General features: G+C 56.6%; 24 protein-coding genes. 10 read left to right on the top strand and 14 right to left on the bottom strand.

The features are described from left to right. Nucleotides 1–35: 35 nt before the first annotated feature. From AB4851_RS08385 to AB4851_RS08375, 3 genes are all read left to right on the top strand, one after another. Nucleotides 36–365: a Hachiman antiphage defense system protein HamA gene (locus tag AB4851_RS08385; protein WP_414446793.1), complete on the top strand. Its 330-nt coding sequence runs from the start codon at nucleotides 36–38 to the stop codon at nucleotides 363–365. Then, the gene (locus AB4851_RS08380) at nucleotides 356–2,482 is read left to right on the top strand and encodes a DEAD/DEAH box helicase (RefSeq protein ID WP_414446792.1); all 2,127 of its coding nucleotides are present in this window, start codon (nucleotides 356–358) and stop codon (nucleotides 2,480–2,482) included. Before AB4851_RS08385 ends, AB4851_RS08380 begins: the two co-directional genes overlap by 10 nt. Nucleotides 2,483–2,770: 288 nt before the next feature. Beyond that, on the top strand, nucleotides 2,771–3,328 hold the full coding sequence (locus AB4851_RS08375) for an exonuclease domain-containing protein (protein WP_414446791.1): 558 nt from the start codon (nucleotides 2,771–2,773) through the stop codon (nucleotides 3,326–3,328). A gap of 71 nt (nucleotides 3,329–3,399) precedes the next feature. On the opposite strand, the gene AB4851_RS08370 is transcribed toward AB4851_RS08375, so the two are convergent. From AB4851_RS08370 to AB4851_RS08360, 3 genes are all read right to left on the bottom strand, one after another. Beyond that, nucleotides 3,400–3,810, bottom strand: coding sequence for a Mov34/MPN/PAD-1 family protein (locus tag AB4851_RS08370; protein ID WP_414449153.1), 411 nt, complete (start codon nucleotides 3,808–3,810; stop codon nucleotides 3,400–3,402). Between the two features lie 68 nt (nucleotides 3,811–3,878). Beyond that, nucleotides 3,879–5,561, bottom strand: a complete 1,683-nt coding sequence (locus tag AB4851_RS08365; RefSeq protein ID WP_414446790.1) for a ThiF family adenylyltransferase — start codon at nucleotides 5,559–5,561, stop codon at nucleotides 3,879–3,881. A gap of 9 nt (nucleotides 5,562–5,570) precedes the next feature. Next, nucleotides 5,571–6,116: a hypothetical protein gene (locus AB4851_RS08360; RefSeq protein ID WP_414446789.1), complete on the bottom strand. Its 546-nt coding sequence runs from the start codon at nucleotides 6,114–6,116 to the stop codon at nucleotides 5,571–5,573. A gap of 201 nt (nucleotides 6,117–6,317) precedes the next feature. On the opposite strand from AB4851_RS08360, the gene AB4851_RS08355 reads away from it, so the two are divergent. After that, nucleotides 6,318–7,274, top strand: coding sequence for an IS110 family transposase (locus tag AB4851_RS08355; protein WP_414446788.1), 957 nt, complete (start codon nucleotides 6,318–6,320; stop codon nucleotides 7,272–7,274). 730 nt (nucleotides 7,275–8,004) lie between these two features. Here AB4851_RS08355 and AB4851_RS08350 read toward each other — a convergent pair. The 5 genes from AB4851_RS08350 to AB4851_RS08330 form a co-directional block, all read right to left on the bottom strand. Beyond that, the gene (locus tag AB4851_RS08350) at nucleotides 8,005–9,537 is read right to left on the bottom strand and encodes an SAVED domain-containing protein (RefSeq protein WP_414446787.1); all 1,533 of its coding nucleotides are present in this window, start codon (nucleotides 9,535–9,537) and stop codon (nucleotides 8,005–8,007) included. A gap of 120 nt (nucleotides 9,538–9,657) precedes the next feature. Beyond that, nucleotides 9,658–11,160, bottom strand: a complete 1,503-nt coding sequence (locus AB4851_RS08345; RefSeq protein WP_414446786.1) for a lysozyme inhibitor LprI family protein — start codon at nucleotides 11,158–11,160, stop codon at nucleotides 9,658–9,660. 5 nt (nucleotides 11,161–11,165) lie between these two features. After that, nucleotides 11,166–11,849 carry a hypothetical protein gene (locus tag AB4851_RS08340; RefSeq protein WP_414446785.1) on the bottom strand — a complete coding sequence of 228 codons (684 nt, stop codon included), beginning with the start codon at nucleotides 11,847–11,849 and terminating at the stop codon, nucleotides 11,166–11,168. A gap of 510 nt (nucleotides 11,850–12,359) precedes the next feature. Next, nucleotides 12,360–12,665: an H-NS histone family protein gene (locus AB4851_RS08335; protein ID WP_414446784.1), complete on the bottom strand. Its 306-nt coding sequence runs from the start codon at nucleotides 12,663–12,665 to the stop codon at nucleotides 12,360–12,362. Nucleotides 12,666–13,456: 791 nt separating this feature from the next. After that, on the bottom strand, nucleotides 13,457–13,924 hold the full coding sequence (locus tag AB4851_RS08330) for a hypothetical protein (RefSeq protein WP_414446783.1): 468 nt from the start codon (nucleotides 13,922–13,924) through the stop codon (nucleotides 13,457–13,459). 256 nt (nucleotides 13,925–14,180) lie between these two features. Here AB4851_RS08330 and AB4851_RS08325 point away from each other — a divergent pair, with 256 nt between their 5' ends. Genes AB4851_RS08325 through AB4851_RS08305 form a run of 5 tightly spaced genes read left to right on the top strand, consistent with a single transcriptional unit; the run spans nucleotide 14,181 to nucleotide 16,737 of the window. Further along, on the top strand, nucleotides 14,181–14,579 hold the full coding sequence (locus AB4851_RS08325; protein ID WP_414446782.1) for a PAAR domain-containing protein: 399 nt from the start codon (nucleotides 14,181–14,183) through the stop codon (nucleotides 14,577–14,579). Beyond that, nucleotides 14,576–15,076, top strand: coding sequence for a DUF4123 domain-containing protein (locus AB4851_RS08320; protein WP_414446781.1), 501 nt, complete (start codon nucleotides 14,576–14,578; stop codon nucleotides 15,074–15,076). The genes AB4851_RS08325 and AB4851_RS08320 overlap by 4 nt, the downstream gene beginning before the upstream one ends. Further along, nucleotides 15,069–15,416, top strand: coding sequence for a hypothetical protein (locus AB4851_RS08315; RefSeq protein ID WP_414446780.1), 348 nt, complete (start codon nucleotides 15,069–15,071; stop codon nucleotides 15,414–15,416). Before AB4851_RS08320 ends, AB4851_RS08315 begins: the two co-directional genes overlap by 8 nt. Beyond that, nucleotides 15,416–15,991 carry a restriction endonuclease fold toxin 5 domain-containing protein gene (locus tag AB4851_RS08310; RefSeq protein ID WP_414446779.1) on the top strand — a complete coding sequence of 192 codons (576 nt, stop codon included), beginning with the start codon at nucleotides 15,416–15,418 and terminating at the stop codon, nucleotides 15,989–15,991. The genes AB4851_RS08315 and AB4851_RS08310 overlap by 1 nt, the downstream gene beginning before the upstream one ends. A 2-nt stretch (nucleotides 15,992–15,993) precedes the next feature. Beyond that, nucleotides 15,994–16,737 (top strand): hypothetical protein, encoded by a 744-nt coding sequence (locus AB4851_RS08305; RefSeq protein ID WP_414446778.1) that lies wholly within the window; start codon nucleotides 15,994–15,996, stop codon nucleotides 16,735–16,737. Nucleotides 16,738–17,169: 432 nt separating this feature from the next. Here AB4851_RS08305 and AB4851_RS08300 read toward each other — a convergent pair whose 3' ends face one another. After that, nucleotides 17,170–17,373 (bottom strand): HNH endonuclease, encoded by a 204-nt coding sequence (locus AB4851_RS08300; RefSeq protein WP_414449152.1) that lies wholly within the window; start codon nucleotides 17,371–17,373, stop codon nucleotides 17,170–17,172. 752 nt (nucleotides 17,374–18,125) lie between these two features. Beyond that, entirely contained in the window at nucleotides 18,126–20,315 is a 2,190-nt protein-coding gene (locus AB4851_RS08295; RefSeq protein ID WP_414446777.1) for a P-loop NTPase fold protein, read from the bottom strand. Nucleotides 20,316–20,591: 276 nt separating this feature from the next. Here AB4851_RS08295 and AB4851_RS08290 point away from each other — a divergent pair, with 276 nt between their 5' ends. Then, the gene (locus AB4851_RS08290; protein ID WP_414446776.1) at nucleotides 20,592–20,834 is read left to right on the top strand and encodes an excisionase family DNA-binding protein; all 243 of its coding nucleotides are present in this window, start codon (nucleotides 20,592–20,594) and stop codon (nucleotides 20,832–20,834) included. A gap of 234 nt (nucleotides 20,835–21,068) precedes the next feature. On the opposite strand, the gene AB4851_RS08285 is transcribed toward AB4851_RS08290, so the two are convergent. The 4 genes from AB4851_RS08285 to AB4851_RS08270 all read right to left on the bottom strand — a co-directional run bounded on the left by AB4851_RS08285 (nucleotide 21,069) and on the right by AB4851_RS08270 (nucleotide 23,203). Further along, complete coding sequence (locus tag AB4851_RS08285) at nucleotides 21,069–21,626, bottom strand: HAD domain-containing protein (protein ID WP_414446775.1); 558 nt, start codon at nucleotides 21,624–21,626, stop codon at nucleotides 21,069–21,071. After that, nucleotides 21,623–22,024 carry a hypothetical protein gene (locus AB4851_RS08280; protein ID WP_414446774.1) on the bottom strand — a complete coding sequence of 134 codons (402 nt, stop codon included), beginning with the start codon at nucleotides 22,022–22,024 and terminating at the stop codon, nucleotides 21,623–21,625. Before AB4851_RS08280 ends, AB4851_RS08285 begins: the two co-directional genes overlap by 4 nt. A 166-nt stretch (nucleotides 22,025–22,190) precedes the next feature. Beyond that, nucleotides 22,191–22,511 (bottom strand): hypothetical protein, encoded by a 321-nt coding sequence (locus tag AB4851_RS08275; protein ID WP_414446773.1) that lies wholly within the window; start codon nucleotides 22,509–22,511, stop codon nucleotides 22,191–22,193. A 173-nt stretch (nucleotides 22,512–22,684) separates the two neighbouring features. Continuing rightward, nucleotides 22,685–23,203 (bottom strand): DUF6471 domain-containing protein, encoded by a 519-nt coding sequence (locus tag AB4851_RS08270; protein ID WP_414446772.1) that lies wholly within the window; start codon nucleotides 23,201–23,203, stop codon nucleotides 22,685–22,687. Nucleotides 23,204–23,521: the final 318 nt, after the last annotated feature.

The following is a 23,521-nucleotide window of genomic DNA, read 5'->3' as shown; positions in this document are numbered from 1 at the left end:
CTGGCCAGTCCAAGTATCTCCGCAACGAGTTCATCATGATTGACTCTAAGGTAGACTCATCGTGGCCACATGCAGAGAAGCTACGAAGCCTCATCCACGAGTCGACATCCATGGACGATGTCTTCGAGAGCATTGTCGTTCCAGTGCTGCTCACATACGATAGTCCGACAACGAAAGCTCACGTGAAGCGCACCCAAGAATATGTTCAGGCGCTCACGACCGAGCTAGAGCGGCACTACCAAAACTTCCACTCGAAAAATCCTCTAACGGACGTTATGGTCAGACTGATTCTCTTTCCGCTTCAGGAGAAGAAGCAGTTGGTGAAGGCAATGGACGAATATCTTAAGGGGTTGCAATGTCTCTGAGCCTCGACCAGCTCCGTGAAGGAATCTCTGCGGTCACCGCCGGCCGCGCCGAACCGTTCGACGTGCTCCGCGAGGTGTCGAAATTTGTACACGTGACTCAAGGAACTTCGTCGGAAGCTGAGGGCCAAGAGCTAGTCATCCGACTTCTCGACGCACAACCTTGGCTCGAGCCGTTTCGAGAAATCGTCGACTCTCTTGCGCGTGAGGCCGGTCTATTTCCCTACCTGTCAGAAGACTCACTGACACTTGCCGATGCAATCGCATATGAAATGCATCGCCCGATGGACGGGTTTGGGAAGGTATTTCACCGCGTCCAAGCTCAGGTGTTCAGAACGTTGATGAAAGGCCGGAGCGTCGTGCTGAGTGCACCTACTAGCTTCGGGAAGAGCTTAATCATAGATGCTGTCGTAGCCTCTCATCGGCACGAGAACATTGCTATCGTCGTCCCTACGCTGTCCTTGCTCGATGAAACACGCCGTCGCCTGATGCGGTACAGCGACCACTATAAAATCATCACTCACTCATCGCAGCTACCCGGACCTCGCAACATTTTCGTCCATACGCAAGAACGCGTAGTAGACAACCAGCACATCGAAAATATCGACTTCTTCGTTATCGACGAATTCTACAAACTGGACCCGTCCGAAGATGCCGATAGAGCACAGACACTCAACCTGGCATTCCACAAGCTCGCCCGGCAGGCCAAGCAGTTCTATATGCTTGGTCCGAACATCCAAAATATCCCGTCAGCTTTCGTCCAGCGCTTCAAGTGTGACTTCGTCAGAACCGACTTCAATACTGTCGTCACAGAGGTAATTAGGCGTGACGTGAGTGATGAGGCCGAAGACGCAATCTCCCTCGCGTCGACCCTGGATGAGCCTACGCTCATCTATGTCAGGTCACCGAATCGCGCACATGCAATTGCGACTCGACTCGCGAAAGAGCTCTCGATATCCAGTAACGCAGAGGTCGCAGCCGCGGCAGACTGGGTAAGGGCCAACTACCACCCAAAGTGGTCGTTTGCTAAGGCTCTTGCCTCTGGAGTCGGCATCCATCACGGCAAGCTCCCTCGCTCGCTGACTCAACTGACGGTCCGCCTATTCAACGAAGGAGCAATCCCTTACCTCGTCTGCACGTCAACGTTGATTGAAGGCGTCAACACACGTGCGAAGAACGTCATCGTACTGGACAACAAAATCGCGCTGAAAAAGCTCGACTACTTTACCTACTCCAATATCAAGGGGCGCTCCGGGAGGATGTTCCAGCACTTCATCGGACGAGTGTATATCTACAAGGAACCACCGCAGCCCGAGCTACCATTGATAGACATCCCTGTTGTGACGCAGTCAGAAGACGCCAGTGAGTCGCTACTGATACAACTTGAGCCGGGAGAGCTATCACCCAAGTCGTCCGCGCGCGTGAATCGCTTCTTCAACAACGACATCTTGAATCTTGACGTACTTCGTCAAAATGCAGGCATAGAACCCGAAGCGCAAATCGCTCTTGCTCAGCAGATTCGGGATGAGCTCCCCTTTTCACGGCAAATGCTGACGTGGGACGGCTACCCTACCTATGACGAACTGGAGTACGCATGCGAGCTCATTTGGAGGCACTTCACTGACGGCCGCCGTAGGTCGGAGGTCTCGTCCGGACGCCAACTAGCATTTCTACTCAATCGATTGATGATGGCAAAATCCTTTGCAGAGGCCGTCAAAGATTTTCAAAAAGACGAGGATGATGTCGATGATGCAATCGAGAAGCTTTTTGATTTTCAGAGGCAATGGGCCGAATTTCGAGCTCCCCGTCTGCTTGGTGCGTTGAATCGAATCCAGAAGTACATTTTTCAGCAGCAGGGGCACATAAAAACGGGCTCTTACGACGTCTACATCTTCCGTTTAGAAAATGTGGGACGGAATCCAATCGTCAATGCTCTTGACGAATACGGCTTGCCTGTTTCCATTGGCCGCAAGGTGTGGATTGAACTAGGGCGCCCCGATACGCTTGACGCGATGCTCGACAAACTCCGTGTTTCCAGAGCATTCATGTCGAGCCTATCAGCTTTCGAGAGAAAGCTAGTTCATGAAGTGCAGGCAAGCCTCCGCCCGACTTACAGCTGACGCTGAGCGAACGTCCTCACGCGACGTATCGGACCACGCCCTGTCGACCTGCTGCACGCAATCTGAACATCGCGCTCGAGCATTCCAACGAGAAGCATCCCCACGGCGCGCTGAAATACCGCTCGCCTCGCGAGTTCCGGCGTTCGACGGATTCAACAACCTAAGTGTGATGGCGTGTTCGGTTGGACGGGGGCAACTACAATGACGGCCGGGACACACATGTTGGTCAGATGCCACCAGTCCTGACGAACGGGCCTTTTAAACCCACCGAACATTGGAAGATAGCGAATGACCAAGGGTAATGAAATATTCATCTCTGTCGATATAGAAGCATCGGGGCCGATTCCTGGAGAGTTCAGTATGCTCTCCATTGGCGCATGTTTGGTCGACGACCCCGTGAATACGTTCCATGTGGAACTCAAGCCCATAACAGCGAACTTTGTAGCAGAGGCGCTAGCAGTGACCGGGCTTTCCTTGGAAGAGTTGGAGACCCGCGGGAAATCCCCGGTAGATGCGATGCGGGAATTTTCTGCTTGGGTCTCAACATGCACGGCCGGAGACAGCGTGCCTGTGTTTGTCGGGTTGAACGCTGCTTTCGATTGGTCCTTCGTTAACTACTATTTCCATCGATTTCTGGGCGACAACCCATTCGGATTTTCTGCACTCGACATCAAAGCATATTTCATGGGAGTGACCGGCTGCGCATGGCGAGACACCCGGTCTAGTGCAATTGCCAAGTTTGTCAACCCGACGCTATCCGGCAACCACAATGCACTGCAGGACTCCCTGTATCAAGCAGAACTGTTCCGCCTCCTTCGCGGGCAGGCGGATGGTGCAGATAGATGAAGTCCTGAATGATGGCGGGCGGGAGCATCACCTGGATGCCTGAGAATTGTGCGCAAACGACGGCTGCCTATCTATTCTCCCGCCTCCACCCATGGAGTCCATCCTCGATTACTTACCGACAAAACTGTCATAACTGGGTGAGCTCCGCGATTCCCCAGAATGACCGAGAAATAGCGAGCACGCTCCCCATCAAAGGCCCTTAGGTACTGTTCAGTAGTGCGCCTATCAGGACCGGATGGTGTCGGAACGCACTCCGGATGGGTGTGCCACAAGCCGACCGCATGCAATCCCTGCTCCCATTGGAGAAGACGCTCTTTGGCACCAGCATCGACGTTCGGAAGGAAGGAATAGCGGCTTCGTTTATCGCTGAGATGGGGACCCGATGCACTATCGATGACTACACAGCTAGCATCGAATACCCGCGCGAATAGCTCGCCGCCCGCCTCCTTAGCACATCGACTGCGTTGTACGTGCAAGTACATGTGCTCGAGCGCAGCCCTCGTAAACATCACGTACTCACCATAGCCAGGCGAGAAGAAAGTCCGGCAGGTCATTGGAACCGTCTCTTGATTATCAGACCATCGTGTGGCGCTGCGCTCGCTGCCCATGGCTTAAATTCCAGTCCATGGCCATGTGCGTCGAGAAACTCTTGGCCTCGCAACCAACTATAAATTTGCGGCTCCTGTACCTTTCCATCGACTAAGTCAATCGCATGCTCAGACACAAGCGCGACGGCGTACGCAGCCTGTGCAGCCGTATAGGCCTGAAAGCGGCTGCTGCAACCAGGTTCCTGACGGATTACCTCCGCGGGCCATTTGACCGCTTCCAGCTCCGTGAGTTTATCGTTGGGCTTATCGATATCATCAATCCAGTACACGTTCGCAGGTAAGAGACAAGCGTGCGCTGCAGCGACAAATGGCTCCATCCAACCAATCAGGAGCGGCCGGGATTGAGCGCGACGACTCTTGTCTACTGCCCACCTAACGTCCGGCTCTCCAGTCAAATCGATAACCAAATCGAATTTCTCGAGCGTATTCGCTCTAAGCCAAGTCTCCGCAGAGACCGTAACCGGATAAACAGAACATGACGGATGGCTGCACATCACACGTTGAGCGACTGCCTCTGATTTTTTATGGTCAATTGCATCAACACCTAACAGGTGTCTCCCCACATTTGCCGATTCGAAGCTATCGTTGTCAATGACCGTGACGCGCCCGATGCCTGCCTTCGCGAGATGCTCAATTACCGGACTGCCCAAAGCACCGGCACCGAGAACGAGGACATGTTTTCGCTGACGCGACGCCACTTCCGAGTGCTGGTCCCGCCCCACGGTCCATGACGGGTCAAAGCGCTCGACTTCTAACGGTAACGACGTCAGGCGAGAAGGACGAGCCCGAGCACGTTTTCCCTCCTGCACGACAGTGGGTGGTCCCCCGGGCAACAGATAAGCAAAATTCCCCTGTGGACTTCGAAAAAGAGCTATGCGATGAACCCGTGGCTGACGACGTCGAATAGGACTAAAGAAGCTGTCCTGCTGATGCTGCGTCAACCGGACCTGAAGGAGTCGATTGAGAGATGCCTCATCGTTCGGCCACGTTGACGGCACAAGTCCATAAGAGACTGAAATGTCAGCCACTAAGACGCGAATCTGTTGCGTGGCACGAGGACCCAGAGAATCAACAAGGCGTCGAACAACGTTTGTTCCAATCCCAGCGACAACTACGATTCGGCCGGGCAGCAGAAGGACCCCTTCAAGCACGTCTTCTCTTTTTTCCGGTAGGGCAACAGTCCACACGCTCAATACCGGGTCATCTTTGCTCCGGGAGCGCGTGACGTTTAAGCCCCAGTAGTTCTGCGCCTCCTTCAGAAAATCTCCATCTAGGTCACCGCTCTGCCATCGCGCAAGGAAATCTTCACGATAAGCGAAGAGCAACGCGCGAAGCCGGTCGAGAGCCTGCCAACCTACGCCAGGCCCCGGGTCACCACCGATGCAAAGAAGCCCACCATTTTCAACATGCGGAATACGCAGAATTGCGTCGCTGGAAAGCCGAATCCGCGCTTTCGACCACTCCGGAAAGCCATTGGGTAGCCAGACCTCCGCCGATTCAAAGCTTCGTCCCGGCGGCATCGCCGGAACGTGGAGCTTGAATGTTATACCGGAGCCGTCTGCTCTCCGGCTCTCTAAAATCAGCTCCGGAAACTCGGCCCGTAGCGTCGATTCATCAAAGTTCATAGGGCTGGCTTATGCGAGCCCTTCGCCTCGAGGAGGCGGCGGCGGCGGGCGATTTGCGGGCGTTGCAGGAACGCCACCTCCACCGCCTCCCCCAGCCGGCCCGCTTTCGCCAGTGCAGCCAAACACCTCGCGCGCTTTCTTCTCGATAGCATCTCTGTCAGTTATGGCGAGAATAGACAGAAGGTCCGAGTGGAGGATGCCACACCACTTCGCAAACGTGTTTGCTCGTTCCCCCTTATCGTCGTTCCAACGCTCCGCGAAGTTCTCACCCTCGATAGTCGGATTGCCCACAACATAGCCGAGTTCCGGCAGTTTCAGCGCCATGTGTGGCAACAACGTCGCGAGCTCAACCAGCAAAAGCACATAGTGTTCAAACGTCCGATTAAGTTCCGCTAGCCCGTAGTACATGCGCGTCACTAACGTCACCAAGATGACAGAAATAGGCTGAAACTCGCGCTCGATGTGACCACGGCGAACGTACATGTCGCGATGACGCTTGAAGAGGCGAATCGCTATGCGCAGTGAGTCGTCGATACCAATTTGCTGTTCCGGCACCCTTTCAATGCTTGCTTCAACACTATCGAATGCCTTGTATCTTTAAGCCTCGGACCAACTCGGGTAGCCCGAGCGGCCTCTGGGTTGAAACACGAAGCCCGTGACTGAGCACTGGGCGCCCGGGTTGGACCGTCCTTTCTTGCAGCCCGAACGGTTGTAGGAATGTAGAGTTCGCATAAACAAGGATGGGAGCGAAGGGACGTGTCCGATACTGTTTTCGTGGGAATCGATGTGTCGAGCCGGACGCTGGAGGTGGCCACCAGCACGCAAACTGCGACGTGGCAGGCAACCAACGACGCGGCCGGCATCGAACAACTGGTCAGTCAATTGCGTGAACTTCAGCCGGCGCTGATCGTGCTGGAGGCCACCGGCGGCTACGAGTTCGAGGCTGCGTGCGCACTTCAAGCCGTGGGCCTGGCCGTCGCCGTGGTCAACCCTCGCATGGCGCGCGACTTTGCGCGAGCCATGGGCGTGCTGGCCAAGACCGATGCGCTCGACGCCAGGATGCTGGCCGCCTTCGCTCGCGTGCTGCACCAGCATCCCGAGCGCGAGCGTTTCGTCAAACCGCTTGCCGATGCCGAACTCCAGCGGCTTCAAGCCCTGGTGCTGCGGCGTCGGCAACTGGTCCAGATGATCACCGGCGAGCGACAACGCTTGCGGCTTGCCCATGCTGCAGCCCGGGCCAGCCTCGAACGCGTCATCGATTTCCTCAAAAAGGAGCTCGACGACAGCGATACCGAGGTCGCCGCGCACGTTGCGCATCATCATGCCGAACTGGCGCGCACGTTGCGCAGCGTGCCTGGCATCGGCTCGACCAGCGTCGCCGTGCTGCTCGCCGAGCTGCCCGAACTGGGCAAGCTCGATCGCAGACGCATCGCAGCACTGGTCGGCGTGGCGCCGCTGAATCGCGATTCGGGGCTCATGCGCGGTCAGCGCAGCATCTGGGGCGGACGCGCCGACGTGCGTCGCACCCTGTACATGGCCACGCTCACTGGCGTGCGCTACAACCCTGTGCTGCGCGAGTACTACCAACGTCTCGTCCTCGCAGGCAAGCGAAAGAAAGTCGCTTTGGTCGCCGCCATGCGCAAGCTGCTGACGATCATCAATGCCGTCGCAAAACATCGCGTCGACTGGAATCCCGACTTTCATATCGCTTGACTCACAAGACGGTTGCTCAGTTGCGATGATGCGACGTACGAGCTGGAACTTCGACGCGTCTTCGACCCATTGGACGAGGCCTTGTGGGTTCGACGGCTTCCATTGCTGGGTTTTGCGGTCGACAACGGCCAATGCCGTGTCCCGATACTGTGGCGCTAGCAACCGCCGTCGGTCCATGCCTTTACCATCGATTGCAACGCTATCAATAGGAACTGATGGAGTGAACTCGATGTAGAACGGCTTGTGCGGCGCATCAATCTTCCAGCATCGATTTTTCGCTTCAATAACCAAACCGTCGAGCCCTTTGCCGACGTCCTCAAAAAATTTCATCGGACTTTCTTTGTAATTCTCGCCCACCGAAACTCCGCAAACAGCATCGATGTCGAACTTAGTACGGTCCGGTGAACGAATCAAAGTTTTCGTGCTCGCTGAACCCTGCGGGAAAATCTTGATGTCGTCAGTCGACCAATGAAGCTTGTCGGCCAGGCGCTCTGCGATTTCGAAATAGGCATCAGATGCTCCTTTGATGTCTTCAGGGCGCACCGTAATGTGCTTGTTCACAATATCGAGAGCGTTCGCATACGGCTCCAGTCGCGGCAACGATTCAGCGCGCTTCTCCAGCGCCGCTTCCAAGCTACCAAGACTCCCTTTAGCGAGCTTCGCTTGGGCACGATGCTGCAGGGCTGCTTCGACCAGTTGGGCGTTTATCGATTTCGTCATCTCAGGTCTCTTAGCGAATTTGTAGTGAACTTTGGGTGCTGCCCATCGGCGGATGAACGTGATGGCCGTCGATGCTAAACGCTTCGATAAATCGGTCCTGCCCGCTCGGACGGTCGTACAGTGTGTACAGCGGATGGTGACCAGCTTGGAGCAGTTGACCGAAGGAAAACACACTGCTCGCCGGGGCCATCACGATAAGATGAACGCGCCGCGGACGAATAGTGTCGTGAATATGAGCAACAGCTCGACGCGCCATGCCAACGAACTGTTTCAAGTCGTCAGGATGCTTGATACACCCGTTATTCGGGTTGGCGGTCAACAGTCGTACCCAGGGCAACGTGTTCGCCTCGACCTGTTCTGCAATACTCACCGGCAAAGAGGTCGACGCTACCTTAGCGGTGAGTTCGACTGACAGCAGCACGTCCTCGCATCCATCTGAATGAGCAGGAAGCTCGCAGGTAAACGTTCCCGGCACATGCGCAGTCGCGGTGGAATCCCACTGCCAGGTCCCACGATGCCGGTCGAATTGATAAACTTTTATCGGCTGTGCTTCTCCAATAATGCGACCGGCGAGTACCATGGTTGGTGTGTGATGGACCGGGAAAATCGCGAGTTCGGTGCCAACATGTTCTGTCTCGCCTCGGAATGCATTTACGAGACGCGAAATATGCAGTTCTTGTTGGTGTAGATAGTTCGCCCAAAATCCAGGAACATGCCGGTCATCACGGGCAACGTAACGAATATGATGCAAAACGCCCGGAAGCAAGTTGCCCCCCATAGCAAGGACAGCTTCTGTCGCATCTGCTTCGTTGAAGTTCATCGCCGCGTTACCCAGGTCGGCTAAAAATGTCAACCCTTGAACCTTCGGCAACGCCAAAGCATCCAGATGCCGACGCACGAACCCAACGTGGTCCGCACGCATACCCTGCAGTCTGGTTGCCGGATAGTCGGAAGCGGCAAACGAGTCGATGAGACGATGGTGAGCATCGCACATAAGCATGATATTGCTGGGCTCATCGGCAAACCGCCGCGACTCTCGCTCATTGCCGCGTGGACCACGAGGGTCTGAGGCGACGATATGCGCAAGATAGCCAATCTTTGCTGCTTTCATGTGCAGCGGAATGCGGCTAAGGTCATCGCCACAGCCGGCAAACATACATCTAGCAGCTGACTCGGCCCAGACTCGATATGCCGTAGCATCCGAGATTGGCGCGCCTCGCCCGGCACGACCGAGCAATTCGAGACGGGTCTTGACCATCGTATCAACGACGTCCTGCGTCACCGGCAGCGGGTGCCAGTCAGCATGAGGACGATGAATTCCCGCTAGCAACTCCCTATCTCGAGGAAAGACCTGAAGCAATCCCTTGCGCGCGAGCATCTTCAGCTTTCGTTTTGATTCAGAATCCGCATCTACTGCAATGAGTTCGGCATCGATTTCCGCAGGAATGTAGACCTTCCAAAGAAAATCACCGTGAACCAGGACCACTACTTCATTCGCGCGATTTCGGTCTTCAAGCCAAGCCGCGAAGAGCTCGTCGCTCAAATCGCCTCGATGGGTAGTCTCGGGCGTATCGTGTGTTGCTTCGGAGGTAGTGTGAGAGGTTTCCAAGTTCGACCCAGTGATAACCAACATCTTTTGTCAACGGATTGCCGCCGCTCGCCTTCAGTCGAGCTGACCGGTCTGTGCAATCTGGGAGAGCGTGGTCAGCTGAGCGTCGTACCATCGCACCAGGCATTCACGGTCGTGGCAAGCGCTCTCTCGATAGTTCCACTGCTGGCGCGTCCGCTCGCGGAAAGCTGATTTGTCGACAACAGCGGCCCGTGCTCGAGCGAACAGCGACGCCAGCTCGACATCCTTCGCGGACAATTCCGCATCGGCGCAGATGAGGTGCTCCGCGTCAGACCTGGCCTTCGAGCAATCGAAGCTCGGCGCAAAGGCACCTGAGCCGGCAGATGCGAGTGCGGGGTTCGACATCGCCGGCGTGGCTGGCACCGATGGCTGAGCACCGGAATCATCGCTGGCAGCGGCAAGGTCCACCGACTTGGGCGGGTCATCCTTCTTGGTCAGCACGTACTTGCCGCCCGAATACTGATAGATGTGGTCGGCGACATACACCGACTTGCCAGGCATCGTGTACGAAATCGCGACCTTCACGTCGTAGTGCGCGGCATCTTTGCCCTTGATGAAGGTCGTTGATGCCGACAGCATCTGTTGGTCAGAGCTTCCGGTATCCCCGTCGTCGACGATGTTGACGAACTTCCCATCCTTCTGCAGCAGGAATGCCGCTGTGGACGCTGTCTCGTATCCTTGGTGCATGTCGCCACCGCCAACCACGAGCGCATAGGTATCGTCGCCAGCGGCCACCCATTCGAAATTGTTGCCCACCGAGCCAGACGCACCCATCGAAGCGATGTACGGCTGATTCGATTCAATCTTCCACTTGCCGCTATCCTGGACGAACACCGCGACACCAAGCAGCCCTGTGCATGCGTGGCATCCACCGCCCACTGGCATCGCGTTCGTAACGAGCACCTTCTTCGATTTGCCGCCTTCGGCGAAACTGAAGATGGCAACGCTTTTCACATCGAGCGCTCCACCGTCGGTCAAGCCAAGGTTGTCGCGCCAAGGAAGCCCAGCCGGAACAGATGCATCCGTCCAGCTAGCGGTTGCGGTCGCCTGGGTATACGGGCCATACAGGAGCTCGAGCGCGGCCTGCGCGTTGAACTCACCGGTAATCGCTCGCGAGGCCATTGCGACGCTGCACGCTGTCTGCATCAGCTCACCCATGCCCGGCTCTGACTTCGCAGCAACGAAGGTGTCGTTGCCTGGATAGTCCTTCTCTGCAGTGCCGTTATCACGGAATTGGGTGCCGGACATCCGCTGTGTCAAATCGCGACAGTTCGTTGCGACGTCGAATCGCGCGTAGCCGTGAGGAAACGACTTCAGTGCGTGGATAAGGTAGCCGCTGCCGTTCCGAGTGATATCGGTCGGGTTGAACCAAAGCTGCGCAGCGTCACCGGAGGCACCGACCTGCTGGTAGCCCGGATACCGGCTGCTCGTGGCGCCGGCGGCCGGCTTGCTGTCGTCTTTACCGCAACCGGTTACGACGAGGACAGCGGCAAGAAGGCCCGCAGTCAGCAGGCCGCGGTTGTAGTAGCTCTTCAAGCGAATCATGCCGGCGAGACCTCGCTCTGAGCATCGACACGAGCGGGGCTCACCACTTTGCCTTGACGCAGCGACCGGGTGTTTCTTTCGATTGCTAGCAGAACCAAGACGAGGCTGAACAGGGCAACCAGGAGAAGGCCGCCCGCCGTGACTTCGAGCACGAGCTTGAGCGTCGCGCGCTTTTCAACTTCCTTCTCGGCCGCGTCCTTGTACCGCTTGCTCTTCACTTCCATGTAGGAGTTGATAGCCTCGACCGGCTCGACCTTCTGCGCTTCTGCGGCCGCGACTACGGCACCGAGCTCGTCGATATAGGCTTGGCGCTCCCTTTCCGGAACGGCATCGAGATGGCTGCGGAGAATCTTGCCGTTTTCGCCGGAGACGTACTTCTGCAGGGCGAACGGAATCTTGTAGCCAGCAAGCGGACTGTCTTCAGGGCCCTGCTGAACAGGCGGACGAGTGCCGGTCGCGTTCGCGGAATCGGCAGGTTTGTCCATGTTGTCCTGCACGAACTTTATCGGGTCGACGATTTCGTGCGCAGGTACCTTCGTATCGACGTGCTCTTCCCACACGGAGATGCCGTAAAACACACCGCCAACGATTGCGAGAAGAAACGCCGTCACACAGACTAAGGCCACTGCGCGCGTGATGTTGAAGAGCGCTTTGCGCTCGAAGCCCTCGATAATACTCATGGTCTAACCCCGGTTTGATTTGTTGTTTCTGACTCTGTACTTGGTCAGGTGGTCGATAATATATGTAAGGCAGTGGGCTGGCTATCCCGTCCCGGTGACCTTTTTCCCACACCATTTCGGCTAGTTTCCGCACGTCATCTGCGTGGCACAAAAAGACCGTCTTAGAAATTGCGGCACAGCAGCAAGATTGCTTCGCGGTCGTTGAGAGCGAGCGAGATTAATTCAGAGGTTGTGGGTAACTATGCGCGCCACTTCGTGTTTAAACAAAGAAGCGAAGTATGCATCGATATCCGGTGCAAACGTTTAAACCCGTTGCAGAATACAGGCGAGTCAATCGGTCAGGCGGACGGGCAAGCTACATAGATGAGCCGGAGAGCCGGCAGGATGGAATAATAAAGAGGTAGCTATGCGAGTACGCCAAGGTAGAGTGCTACACCTCCCCGGCGCCCAACCGAGCGCAAGTTACTTAGTCAGCACAGTACGCTCGACGATATCGGGTCTGTTCGGACGTTACTTCGCGATGAGGAACCGGTCGCGGTTCTTCGCATCGCGAATCCACTGCGGAGCACGACCGCGGCCGGACCAGGTCTCGCCGGTCTTCGGATTCTGATACTTCGCCTCTACCGGAGCCGCTGACTCCTTGGTTGCTCGCGGCGCGCGTTTGCGGCCGTAAATCTGGTCTGCAGCGATGCCATACTCGGCGACGAGCTCGCGGACCTGCGCGACCACCGCTTCGAGCTCCGCAACACGTGCCGCTTCGGTGCGTTCGTGAAGCTCGTCGAGCTGCGCTTTCAGTGCTTTGTAGTTTTCTGCCATTTTCATCTCCCGTTCTGGTTTATCGGCGAGCCGTAGCTTCGACGATTGCCACAGTGTAGTTGTCTTCCGAGAGAACACGCATCTCGAGCCGGCGGTCACGGGACATTGGGCCACTGTTGAGGCGGGCGTGCCTCGCAAATCTATTCATTAGGGTTCTTGTTGAATAGTTCGGCGTCCGCAATCTGCCTGGATTTCTCCAGCACACCTCACAGTTACACTTTTTATGACCCTCTGAATGCGGGCTGATTTCGACCTGCACTGCACATTCCCAGATTTATCAGCCTCCCGGCGTGGTATACACACAGCTGCCCGTTCCGCGGAGCAGCCGCGTGACTGGTCGGATATCAACGGCAGCGGTCGCGGGATAACCGGTACTGTGGGAAAGCCTTGAGACACCGGACAGGGTGGCGAAGTTAGCGCCCTGAGACGAACGGCTGACGGGCGACGCTGGCTCCGAGGGGCATCTCATGATGCTTGGGAACGTGTCTGAAGGCCTCCTCTAGGATGGGGCGAGGCTCTACTCCACCAAGGGGCACTCTCGGAAAGCAGAGTGAGCGCTAGGAGGAAGTGCTGGAACGCGGGAAGGTGAACGATGGTTTCAGGGGGAAAACTGAAGAGACGAGAGGGTTACGGATTGCGCAAACGACGCGTCTTCTCCGATAGCGTTTAGTTCTCCGCATCCAGGAAGCCATCCATGCGCATAACGCCTTCAGGCACACGCGTGGGCACCGTCCTAGAATCGTTGCCTCCTCGCCGTAGAGGGAGGTCTTGCAACGATTCTGCTGGTAGGTCTACGCCAGCGGATGCAGTGCAGTTGTGCAGGGCTCTTTCAGTTCGGCGTAGAGGAGAGCGTTCAGAGGCTCGCCAGCGCGAACGCAGCGGTCCGCGAACTCGTTGACCTTCTCGATGGTCCATTCGTCGCCATTTCGGAACAGACGTTGGTCTCCGTTTTCAGCTGTGCCCGGCTTGCCGTGCATGAGCCCATTCCGCTCGCGCGTGACGGCGCCGAACTCCAGTGCCAAAGGGACTGATTTCTCCTTCAACGCATCGTCAACGATACGTGCGAAATAGTTTTCAAGGTCGCCTGCGATACGTCCGGCAGTCTTTCGGTCGGGCTCAATTCGATTGATGTATCCGGGGTCCAGCCTTTCGCAGCACCACACGGCGTCCCATTCGAGACGCGCGAATGCAATGGTCGCCAAGCCGACAGCTTGAAAATACTCTGCATTCTGCGGAACGCGTTTTCGGTCATCTGACATATTCGCCTTCCTCTCTTAAAAGCAGCGCCCGGGCAGCGAACGGTTCGAACTGCTGAGTACGAACGCTGACGACCTCTCACAACAGCTCTTCCGCCTCAACCGCGCGACCGTGGCAACTCCGGAGCTCGCTGGACATTCGTCGCCCATTCTCGCACTTCATCGCTCACCATCGACTGGCGGCCACCCCGGCTCCATAACAAAAAGGGGCGCACGAAATCCTCTACAATCGCCGCACAAAAAATGAGAGGGCCAGGCCATGAGCCAAGCATTCGCGTGCGTCGGAGACATGACCGACCACGGCGGGAGAGTCATCTCCGGAAACTCCACGTTCATCATTGCCGGACGTCAGCTCGCGCAGGTCGGCGACCTCACGGTATGCCCTAAATGTAAGGGTACGTTTCCCATCACGACGGGGACGAGCAACTTCAGTGTGGGCGACAAGCAGGCCGCGATTCACGGCAGTAAAACCGCGTGCGGCGCCACCATCATCGCGCAACAGAACAACACCGGATGGCTCCCACCGGCCGGTGAGAGCTCTACGAGCAACATCACGGCGGCGGCATCGGCCCTGGTTGCTGCCGTTGCACCAAGTATCTGCCTGGAATGCCTGATTCATGCAGCCGAGACAGGCGCTTCTACTGTAGTGCGGTCATGATGCCGTTGGAGATTTCGCAGCGCTTCGACCATGTGCGTGAACACTTCCCGCATATGGCCGCGTACGCTCTCGTTGACGGCGTCCAATACACCCGGCTCACTGGGGCGAGAGTCACGCCCTCAGTTCGGGAAAACCGTGCGCTGTTCGCCGGCACTGAAGACGCCGCGCTCGCGCATGCAGGTCCCTGGTTGGTCAGCGTCGCGACTGCCGGGGCGTCGACGCTCCAAACCATCTCGCGTCTCGAGCAAGCCTACCCGAGCGTCCTCTGGCTGTTCTCGCAGCTAGACATGGAGTCGCTAGCCCAGGTGCTGCAGGTGAAGCTCGACGCCCGCCTACCGGACGGTCAGATAGCGCTCATGCGCTTCTGGGACCCGCGAACGCTCGTCGCGCTGTACAACGCCTTGGACGCGACCGCACGACGCGAATACTTCAGCCACGTTGACGAATGGCACGGGCAATTCGAAGGCAACCGCTTCCACATCACCTTCTATGCTTGAACTCACGGAACAGCAATGGGCAGCGCTTTGCGCTGTCGACGAACAGAACTTCGTGTCGACCGTCCGGGATGACATCGTCGAAGCCAACCCGAAATTGCGAGACGACTCGACGCTATTGAGCCGGCTCAACCACGCGTACACGTCCGCGCGAGCAATCGGAATTCGGGACGATAGGCCTCTGGTCAACTTCCTCTACATGGAAGCTGACGCGCCCGGGTTCTACAGCATCCCGGCTGTCGCAGATTGGCTTGCCAAGCCGGTTGGCACACCAGAGCAACGCTTCGATGATTTGCTTGATGTGGTCCGGAAGACGGTACGAGATAGACAGGAGATGAACTGATGGTGCTCCCACTGATATTGCCACTGCTTGGGGCCGCAGGTGCCGCCGTCTCAGAAGCGCTACCCGCGGCGGCCGGCATTGCAGCGGCCGGTGCGCTCACCAGCTCGGGCGACACCACGAAAGACCAAACGAAGACGAAGGCACGTGCAGTACCTCAGGCCAACAAACCCTGCAAGAAGTGCCCGCCTGATTCCGGTAAGTTGGTAACTCGGAACTGGAACATGTCCGAGAGGTCGCGTGAGTACCAAGCCAGGATAACGGGCTTCGCACCGCGCACGGAGTGGAACTTCTCGGGGACCGACTTCGATGGATTCCGCTCGCAATACTGCTCGCTCGAAGAGGCCAAGGCGGCATACGACCAGTTTTTCGACCGCGAAGATGGCAACCCGAAATTCTTCTTCAACACGTTCGGTGTCGGGAAAATCATCAAGCAAGCGGCCAAACATAGCAACGTAGCGACAGCCAATCCGCCTGCCACCGTAAACTGGTACTTCATGCAGCCGCTCTCGTATCGCTACTTCACCAGACGCTTCATGGACGCCGCGCCGGAAGTCGAAACCTTCTACCAGCCCTGAACATGAACATATCGCTTCGCTTCCGTCTGAACCAAGACACGCTGCCGCCAGCGCACGAGCAGTTGACGGATATGTGGAAAGTGGCATGCCTACTCGAGCCACTGGGTTTCCCTATCGACCAATGGTTTCCCCCGGCCGACACGCCCGAGAATTCCAAACGCAATCCGGCCTTCGACGCAAACGGCCCTACGCCAGCGGCGGTCGCCGTCTTTGGCACGGAGAACGTCGAGGAGGAGCACCCGGGTCTCAGCATGTTCGCGGTATGGAACGGCAAAGAGGGGCCTGGCGGCGCTTCGTTCGACCTCAAGCTATCGGTGCTTGCCGGCAACCCAGTGTGCAACTTCTCTTTGATTGAGAAGAAGAACCCTGGCTTCGACAGCTACGCTCTGGTTCGCGACCTGGTCGTCGGGCTGCTCGACATCTGGCCGGCGGCATCAATCGAAGTCGGGCCGAACAAATACTTCATGACGCAGCAGGTCTTCCCCAAGAAGCCTGGCGCCGGCTGGATGCTGTATCTGCCGCTCGAGATTACGAAGACGAAGCTGCCGGAGGCTGCGGAGCTCGTTCCCGTCATGAGAGGGAGAAAGCGGCGGGGAACCATCATCGTCAGCGTGGCGAGTGAGGTGTTTTCGTCGGAAAACCGAGACCACGTCGAGACGGCGAATGCCATCGAAATCCGACTGTCTGACCAAGGCCTGCTGCCGCTCTTCAAGGACACGCAACTTCTTACTCAACCCGAGCTCTAAAGCTATCGTGTTGAGCTTGCGCATCTCCGTTTCGATAAGCAGATTCTTATGAAATGCATTTTTTGGCTGGCCCGGAAGCCGCGTCCGGCCGTCAGCCCTTAAACAAAGTACAGGGGTCCCTGTACAGCTGGCGGCCTGATGCTCTTCGGAGCAAGTATGGCCAAACCTATGACCCGCGCCCTTCGGCGCCACCATGTCGCGCGCCTCAAACGCGTTCGCAAGCTGTATCGTGTTCTTGAGGGATGTCGTGATAACCCTGTCGCGGTAGGACGTCTCGTTACAACACCGACGCTCTGCTCATGTTGGATGTGCGGAAATGCACGCAGGCACCTTGGCGAACTGACCGTGCAAGAGCGTCGCCTGTTTCAAGACGTGGTCGAGTAACCGCACAGCACATCAATGCGCTCAAAAGAGTACGGCACCGCGAGGCTCTCATCGCTTCGCTTTCCGCGTCCTCTGTGGTGTCGGCGCTGAATTGAACGCTGCGCCGAAGTGATGCTCCCGATGGCAGTTCGGGCATAGCGCGATTGCGTTTTCTACAGTGTCATCTCCGCCATCCGCCAACCGAACTCGATGATGGACCTCAAGGTACGGGCTTCCGTTCGGACGACGAAACGGCGCTGGCCTCTCGCACATCTCACAAACCCCGTCAGCACGGAGCTCCACCGCCGCAATGACATCAGCGTTCCGAACAAACACACGCTGTATCACGAGCTTTTGAGGAGGCTTAGCGTCAGCCCGCGCCAAACGAGCAGCCCGCGCGTCCGCTCCCTCCTTCAATGACCTAGCGACGCGGGCCTCTAACGAATGCCCATCGTCATCGAAGACCACAAACGGTAGAAGCTTCGCAGCAAATTCGGCATGGACCCTGCGCAAGCCAGGCTCATTGCTCTTGCTCTTGGGTCGTGTCGTCAGGTAGACGATATGCTCCATCAGTGTGTTCAGGCCGACCATCAGGGCCCCTGGGCTGACCTCTGCGACCCGCGCAAGGTTGAACTTCCATGCTGCGGCAGCCACGGTGTTTCGCAATTTTTCGCCAGTGACGACGAACACTGGGCACTGCCAATAACCCTCAGCAGTACGTGTAGGCAAGCCAAAGCGACTCACAAGTGAAGATTGCGCTTCCGACCTTGCCATCCGCCCGGCAAGCACCTCCTGCCCTACCCTGTATCCAGCCTCAATCAACTCTGCAGTCGCTTTGTTTGACATTGGAATACCTCAACGCCCGTATCGGAACACGTCGAAACTCGATAGCTTCGAGAAATTGCACGTAGCAGCATGTATCCCCGTCGTTCTGCACAGTTATGAGCCAGGAACCTAAAAGGTCTACAAAAAATTCACGCATCCGTTTTTAGCATTATCAATGCAGTCTTGCACATCTCAAAAAATTATACCTCTTTGGGATTCATTTTTGAAATATAGCCTCTTATCTGCACATTCGTTCTCAATTGATTAACATACCAATCAAATGATTCAGACATATTTGCCTCAGCCACGCTGTCCGCCATCTCATCCGCATCCCACACGTACACATAGAAAACTTCTGACTGGAGCTCTTTGAGCCTATTCGCTGACTCCAAAAAGAATGCAAGGCCTCCAAGCACACTATTGCAAAGGGTTCGAAGTGACTCCGCCGCATCGCTAATTTTCGAATTCTTGCCAAAATGGGATATTCCGTAAAGGAGCGCGAAGATATGACCACTTTTCACTACGGCACCCGACCTTATCTCCCTTTTTGCCTTACTCAACCACAAATCGATTGCACCAACCACCACACTCTTGTTTGAAATTAGATTCTTTGCATCGTCGATATTGCGCTGAGATAATTCTCTTATTTCGCCGTGATATGCGCCAATTGCAACAATGAAATCTACGCCATAGGTCACAGGGACTTCTTCGACAAAATTTTCGACCCGGTGACGTGGCTCCAACCAATAACCTGATATGCAGTTGGCCGCAAGAAGGCCGACCGCTCGACTAAATTTTCGATTCCCATCGGCCGGGAGTTTTTCTAAACTACAGACATTGATAAGCTGCTTGATAAGCTCTTCGGCAGCGACAGAGGGAGCTGTCTCAAGGTATGCGACCATATGCTCTACCATCTCAACAGCCTTCGAAAGTTCAAGGCTATTTACGAGGTCTGCGACTCCCGCTGGATTGGCAAGCAGTGCATGAATGTGCGCAACCTCATGTACACCTGAAACGGATGTGCGAGCGAGGAATCGGATTAGGCGCGAGAGGTCCGACAACCTCAGATGATTTAGCGGGTACGAATTCGGATTTACCCCGGAAGTGAGAGGAAAGAGGAATTTCAGCGCTGCAGACGCAATCGCGCGTTCGGCTTTTTCTTCAGGGAGGCAGGCCTCCCAAGCGACCCTGCGCTCATCCCTCGTGACTGACATAAACATAGACCAGTCCGTATCGATGGACTCGTCTTCGACTGACCAGTACGTTCCAGTAAATTGCTCAGGATGCCGTAATACAGCATCGCGAATTTTCGGAAACCTTTGAAACAAAGCTTCTGCAACAAGCACATCTGCGGCGTTGACCTCATGGTGAGTGCCGGCAAAGCTAAGTGTGAGCCGATTCACCAACCTGATGATATCCCGCGGATAGCGACATAGATTGCAAGCCAGTCCCCGCGCTCGCCCCATCAGCTCTGTCTCGAACGGCTCCAGGTCACGTCCTAGCCGCAGCAAAACAGCATCTACATCATTCTTGATGTGCTCAAGAAGCTGCCATGGAAAGGCGGGAGAGATGGGATACGCAACTTGTACGATTTTCTCAATGTAGGCATCACCACCAGCAATCAGCCCACCACCCAAGCTCTCACTGACGATTTCTCGGTCGTAAGCGAGCAGATATGCCACTCTGGGAAAGTCAGCGACCGCCTTGATGGTACGAAACACGGCCTTTATCTCGTCCGGTGTCAATCTATCGAGGTCGTCGACGACCACCAAGATGCTTTGGTCAAGGTCCTCTAACGCCTTCACAACCTCCTGCTTTCGCTCCGTCAGCCCGGATTTGACTGATACTAACTTTTCGGCCTCCTCAATAACCTTCTTCGCATCGTCGGCCGCTGTCGCAGCCTTACTTGCTACTTTCCCGGCGTCGTGTAAAGCGGTTCCAACAGCCTCCGCAGCGACGCCCGCCAAACTGATACCAGGAACGTATTTGAGGTACTTCAGATGGCGTAGTAAGCCAACGTATCCCAAGATTTTCCCTGTCACCTCCAGCGCCGTTTTCGCCTTCTTCTTTCCCGCGCCAGCCCCGATACCAGTAGCGAGCTCCGTCAACAACGCCTCTACGAGAGCGTCCGCCCCCGCAAGCATCCACGGATTGAATTCGACGATAATCGGCGCCTCGTTAGGGCTCCCTTTGAGGGCGTCAACGATGTACCTGACAACAGTCGACTTGCCGGAACCCCATGCCCCCTCAATGCCGACAACGATGCCGGGGCTCGACGGCGGCAGTGTCAACAAAACGCTCAGTTGCTCCGCAAAATTCTTGCGCCCATATAGGTCGACTTCCACCTGTGGTCGGTCATGTTGGAAGGTGACAGTAGGCTGGTCGGTCATCACACACAGTCTCAAGGATGGACAGAGACGATGATGCTACCTTGACTTCGAGGTGACCGCGTTCGCGGGCATAATCTCCCCGCCTCAGGACGCCTACTTCGCTCCAACAAGGCTGCCCCTGACGGGAATCACGCGCCAGACCGAGCTCGCCGGCTCAGCGCCGCGCTAGGGGCGCCTGGCCAGACAGAACGGCAGCCCGCTCTCGTCAACGCGTCTCCGCCCCGCTCTCCGGCCATAGGTCTACACTCAAGCGTCGGTTGCCGCGGGAGAGCAAAGATGACCAGTGCAGACGAAGCTCCATCGTCGTCAGATGACAACGAGTTCATGACCGTCGCCGAAGCCGCGACTCTGCTATTCGTGTCTCGGCCGCATGTGATGAAGCTGCTCGAGCAGGGAACGTTGAAACGCCACCTTCGACCTGGCAACGAACTGTTTGTGGACAGGAAGTCGGCACTGCAATATCAGGCAGCGTGCGAATCAGCTCAGCGAGCCTACAACGCATCGACCGACGATGATTGAGCCAGTGCTCTGCGCCAGTCCTCTGGACAGACTCGCATCCAGAACGGCCCACACCATAATGCTTGGTCCGCGGTAAGCCGCGTTGCTCAGCCCCCGTAGGGCGATTTGCTCGTCGCTCGAGAGGGCTTATCTGTCTGCTCCCCCTCAGGGCGCAACCAAGGTTGGCGCATGGACGAGGTCATTGCCCCGCGATTTGAAGCCCTGCGGCCGTGGCAATGCCCAGTCCGCGGACACTCAAGCCACCGAGCCGTCGAGACCGCGCAGCCAATCCTGGACACGCTGTTGAGCGGCCGCATCCCCGAGACCTTGCTGAGCATCGAGTAGAACGAGGTGAGGCTCAATCGGCAGGACGTCTGAAGTCAGATTCGTTGCACCGTAGACTGCGTCATCGATGGCGAGCCAGTCACGGAGGCGCCGCTCGAGGACGTACGAGCGAATCACGTAAGTCCTCGCTGAGCCGTTCTGGATGTAACCGAACGGAACCTTGTAGCCGTGTGTCGAGCCAACGACGCGCGCCGCGAGCGAAGCCGGCATGTACGCCGCGGCCCGCTCGAGAGGAATGCTGGTAAGCCAGGATGTGGTGAGCACAATCTCCACGCGAGGATACGGCGCCAGCAGTTGCTCGAGGATAGGCGCGAATTCGAACGGCTCGTTCCCTGTATCGAGAGAGATTTCGCCACTTGAGGTATCGACGTACCCCTGCCCCCGATGCAGCGTGTGGTCGTAGTCGACAAACAGCGTGGGCGTCAGGTTGTCGAATTCGATTTGAGGATGCTTCGGTATGCCGGTCATGCGGAATCACTCGCCTCCGTTCCATGCTCTCCATCGCCCTCTCGGTCGTTGCTTTTCTCCGCAACCAGGACGTGGGTGCGCGCCGCGACCCACGCGACTTCATCTGATGAAAAGTCCCACTGACCGGAGTCCACTTTTTGCCTCACCCCCTTCTCTGCGCGAGCTAGAGCATCGGCCAGCGAGAAACCGGACGCCGTAACTTTCCGCAGTACGTAATCACGAAGCTGGCAAGCCAGGTCTTCGCAGCCGCGATATCGGGCCAAGACATCCTCATTGTCGAGCTCATTGGAATATCGCTCCCCGACCTGGCGCAGCAGCATTTTCGGCTGCACGCCGGGTACGCTGCCCGGCGCCAACTTGCGAGGGAAGCTGTCCGGAACCTCGTCCTGGTTGCTCATCGATGCCTCCAGATGTGACCTTGCTCCAACGCTCAACGTAGGTCAGCGCTCGACGATAACCTCGGTAGACCACAGGACCACTGCGATATCACCATCGGTGGCCCTCACCTTCTATCAATCAGCAATCCAAACTGTTTTCGTCGCGAAACAGCCGAATCGTCCGACGTCAAAGCCTTTTACTGGTTCGGCTCGCGGTGAGCATATGTTCCGTCACATCTTCAAAAGCGCGAATGCCGTTCTGCACGCACCACGTGTCCCAGACATAGTCTGCCTGCTCAGAGTCACCTGGCGCTCCGACCAAACTGTAGACACGGCCCGAGCTCGTTTCTCCGACCATTGCCGCGGCGTCGAACCTCACGATGGCGGTGCTGACCCGTCCCGTGTAATCGCGGGTATCCGCACCAACAAAATGCTGGGTGCCGGCATCAACTCTGAGAATTTTCCACAATGCGAGCATCACGCTCGGCTGCTGTTCAACCGTATCCATCAACCATATCGGCATGGCCGCCTCCACAAACCTTCAGTCCGATGAAGGCGCTTGTCGAGCTGGTAACAGGACGACCTTGCCGCGCACTTCAACCCTAAATTTCGGATTCAAATACTTCCGATTTCAAGTTTAGGAAAGTCAATCGAAATGGCAAGAAGATAGTTGAAGGCGGCTCACAACGAGCGTTCAGCGACCGCCGCGCGAGCGACAGCAGCGAGGTCGTCATAGTCGACGTAGAGGTCGAGACTGGAACTGCCGAGGGCGACGATAAATTGGAGAAATTCGGGGAGCGAGACAGTCCCCTGGTCGAGGTGGGAAGCGAGCGTTTTCTCGCTCAGTGTCGAGCCGAGCTGGACCATCCGCTGAGCTAGGTAGTCGTTAGAAACAGCAGGATGACGAGCCCGCTCGACCTCAAGAACCCCCATGGCACGGCCCTCCCAGCTTGTATCGAGCGACATTGCGTCTAGCCAGGCACGGGGTGCTAAGGAGTTCGTAACATGCAAAATTTGAAGCAGCATCGGAAACTTCACGCGACCACGCATCACGCGAAGGGCGAGCGATTTTTCGTTTTCCTCAACGCCCACAGATTCCAATGCGGTCGCGAGTTCTGCGTACCCCATGCCCTTGCGAGCGAGGATGACCCTTATCACGCGCGCCGACATGTCCGCCCACGATGTGTCGAACTGGCTCACATAGCTCCTTGCATAAGCGCAACAACGAACTACACTAAAGCGAAGTAAAAGCAACCAAAACGCTTACAGAAATCGCGAGGTCTGCTCTACCCGAGAACATGGGAAGAAGGGGCGCCATCACAGGATTGTACTGTGCAGTCGAATGCCAGGGTTGTTGCGTTGCTCTGGAGAGGGCAGATATCGCCACCGTAGTTTGCCCAACAGAGCACGCGACGGCAGACATGGTCACAGTGGAGATGACCTACAAGACCACGAGAGAGGAGAACAAGAATGTACAGACGAGCGGAAACACGCACAAAAGTTGCTGTGCGTAATAAC

The organism is Burkholderia sp. 22PA0099 (assembly GCF_047497165.1).
Lineage (GTDB): Bacteria > Pseudomonadota > Gammaproteobacteria > Burkholderiales > Burkholderiaceae > Burkholderia.
This window is presented reverse-complemented; position numbering and strand designations above follow the sequence as displayed.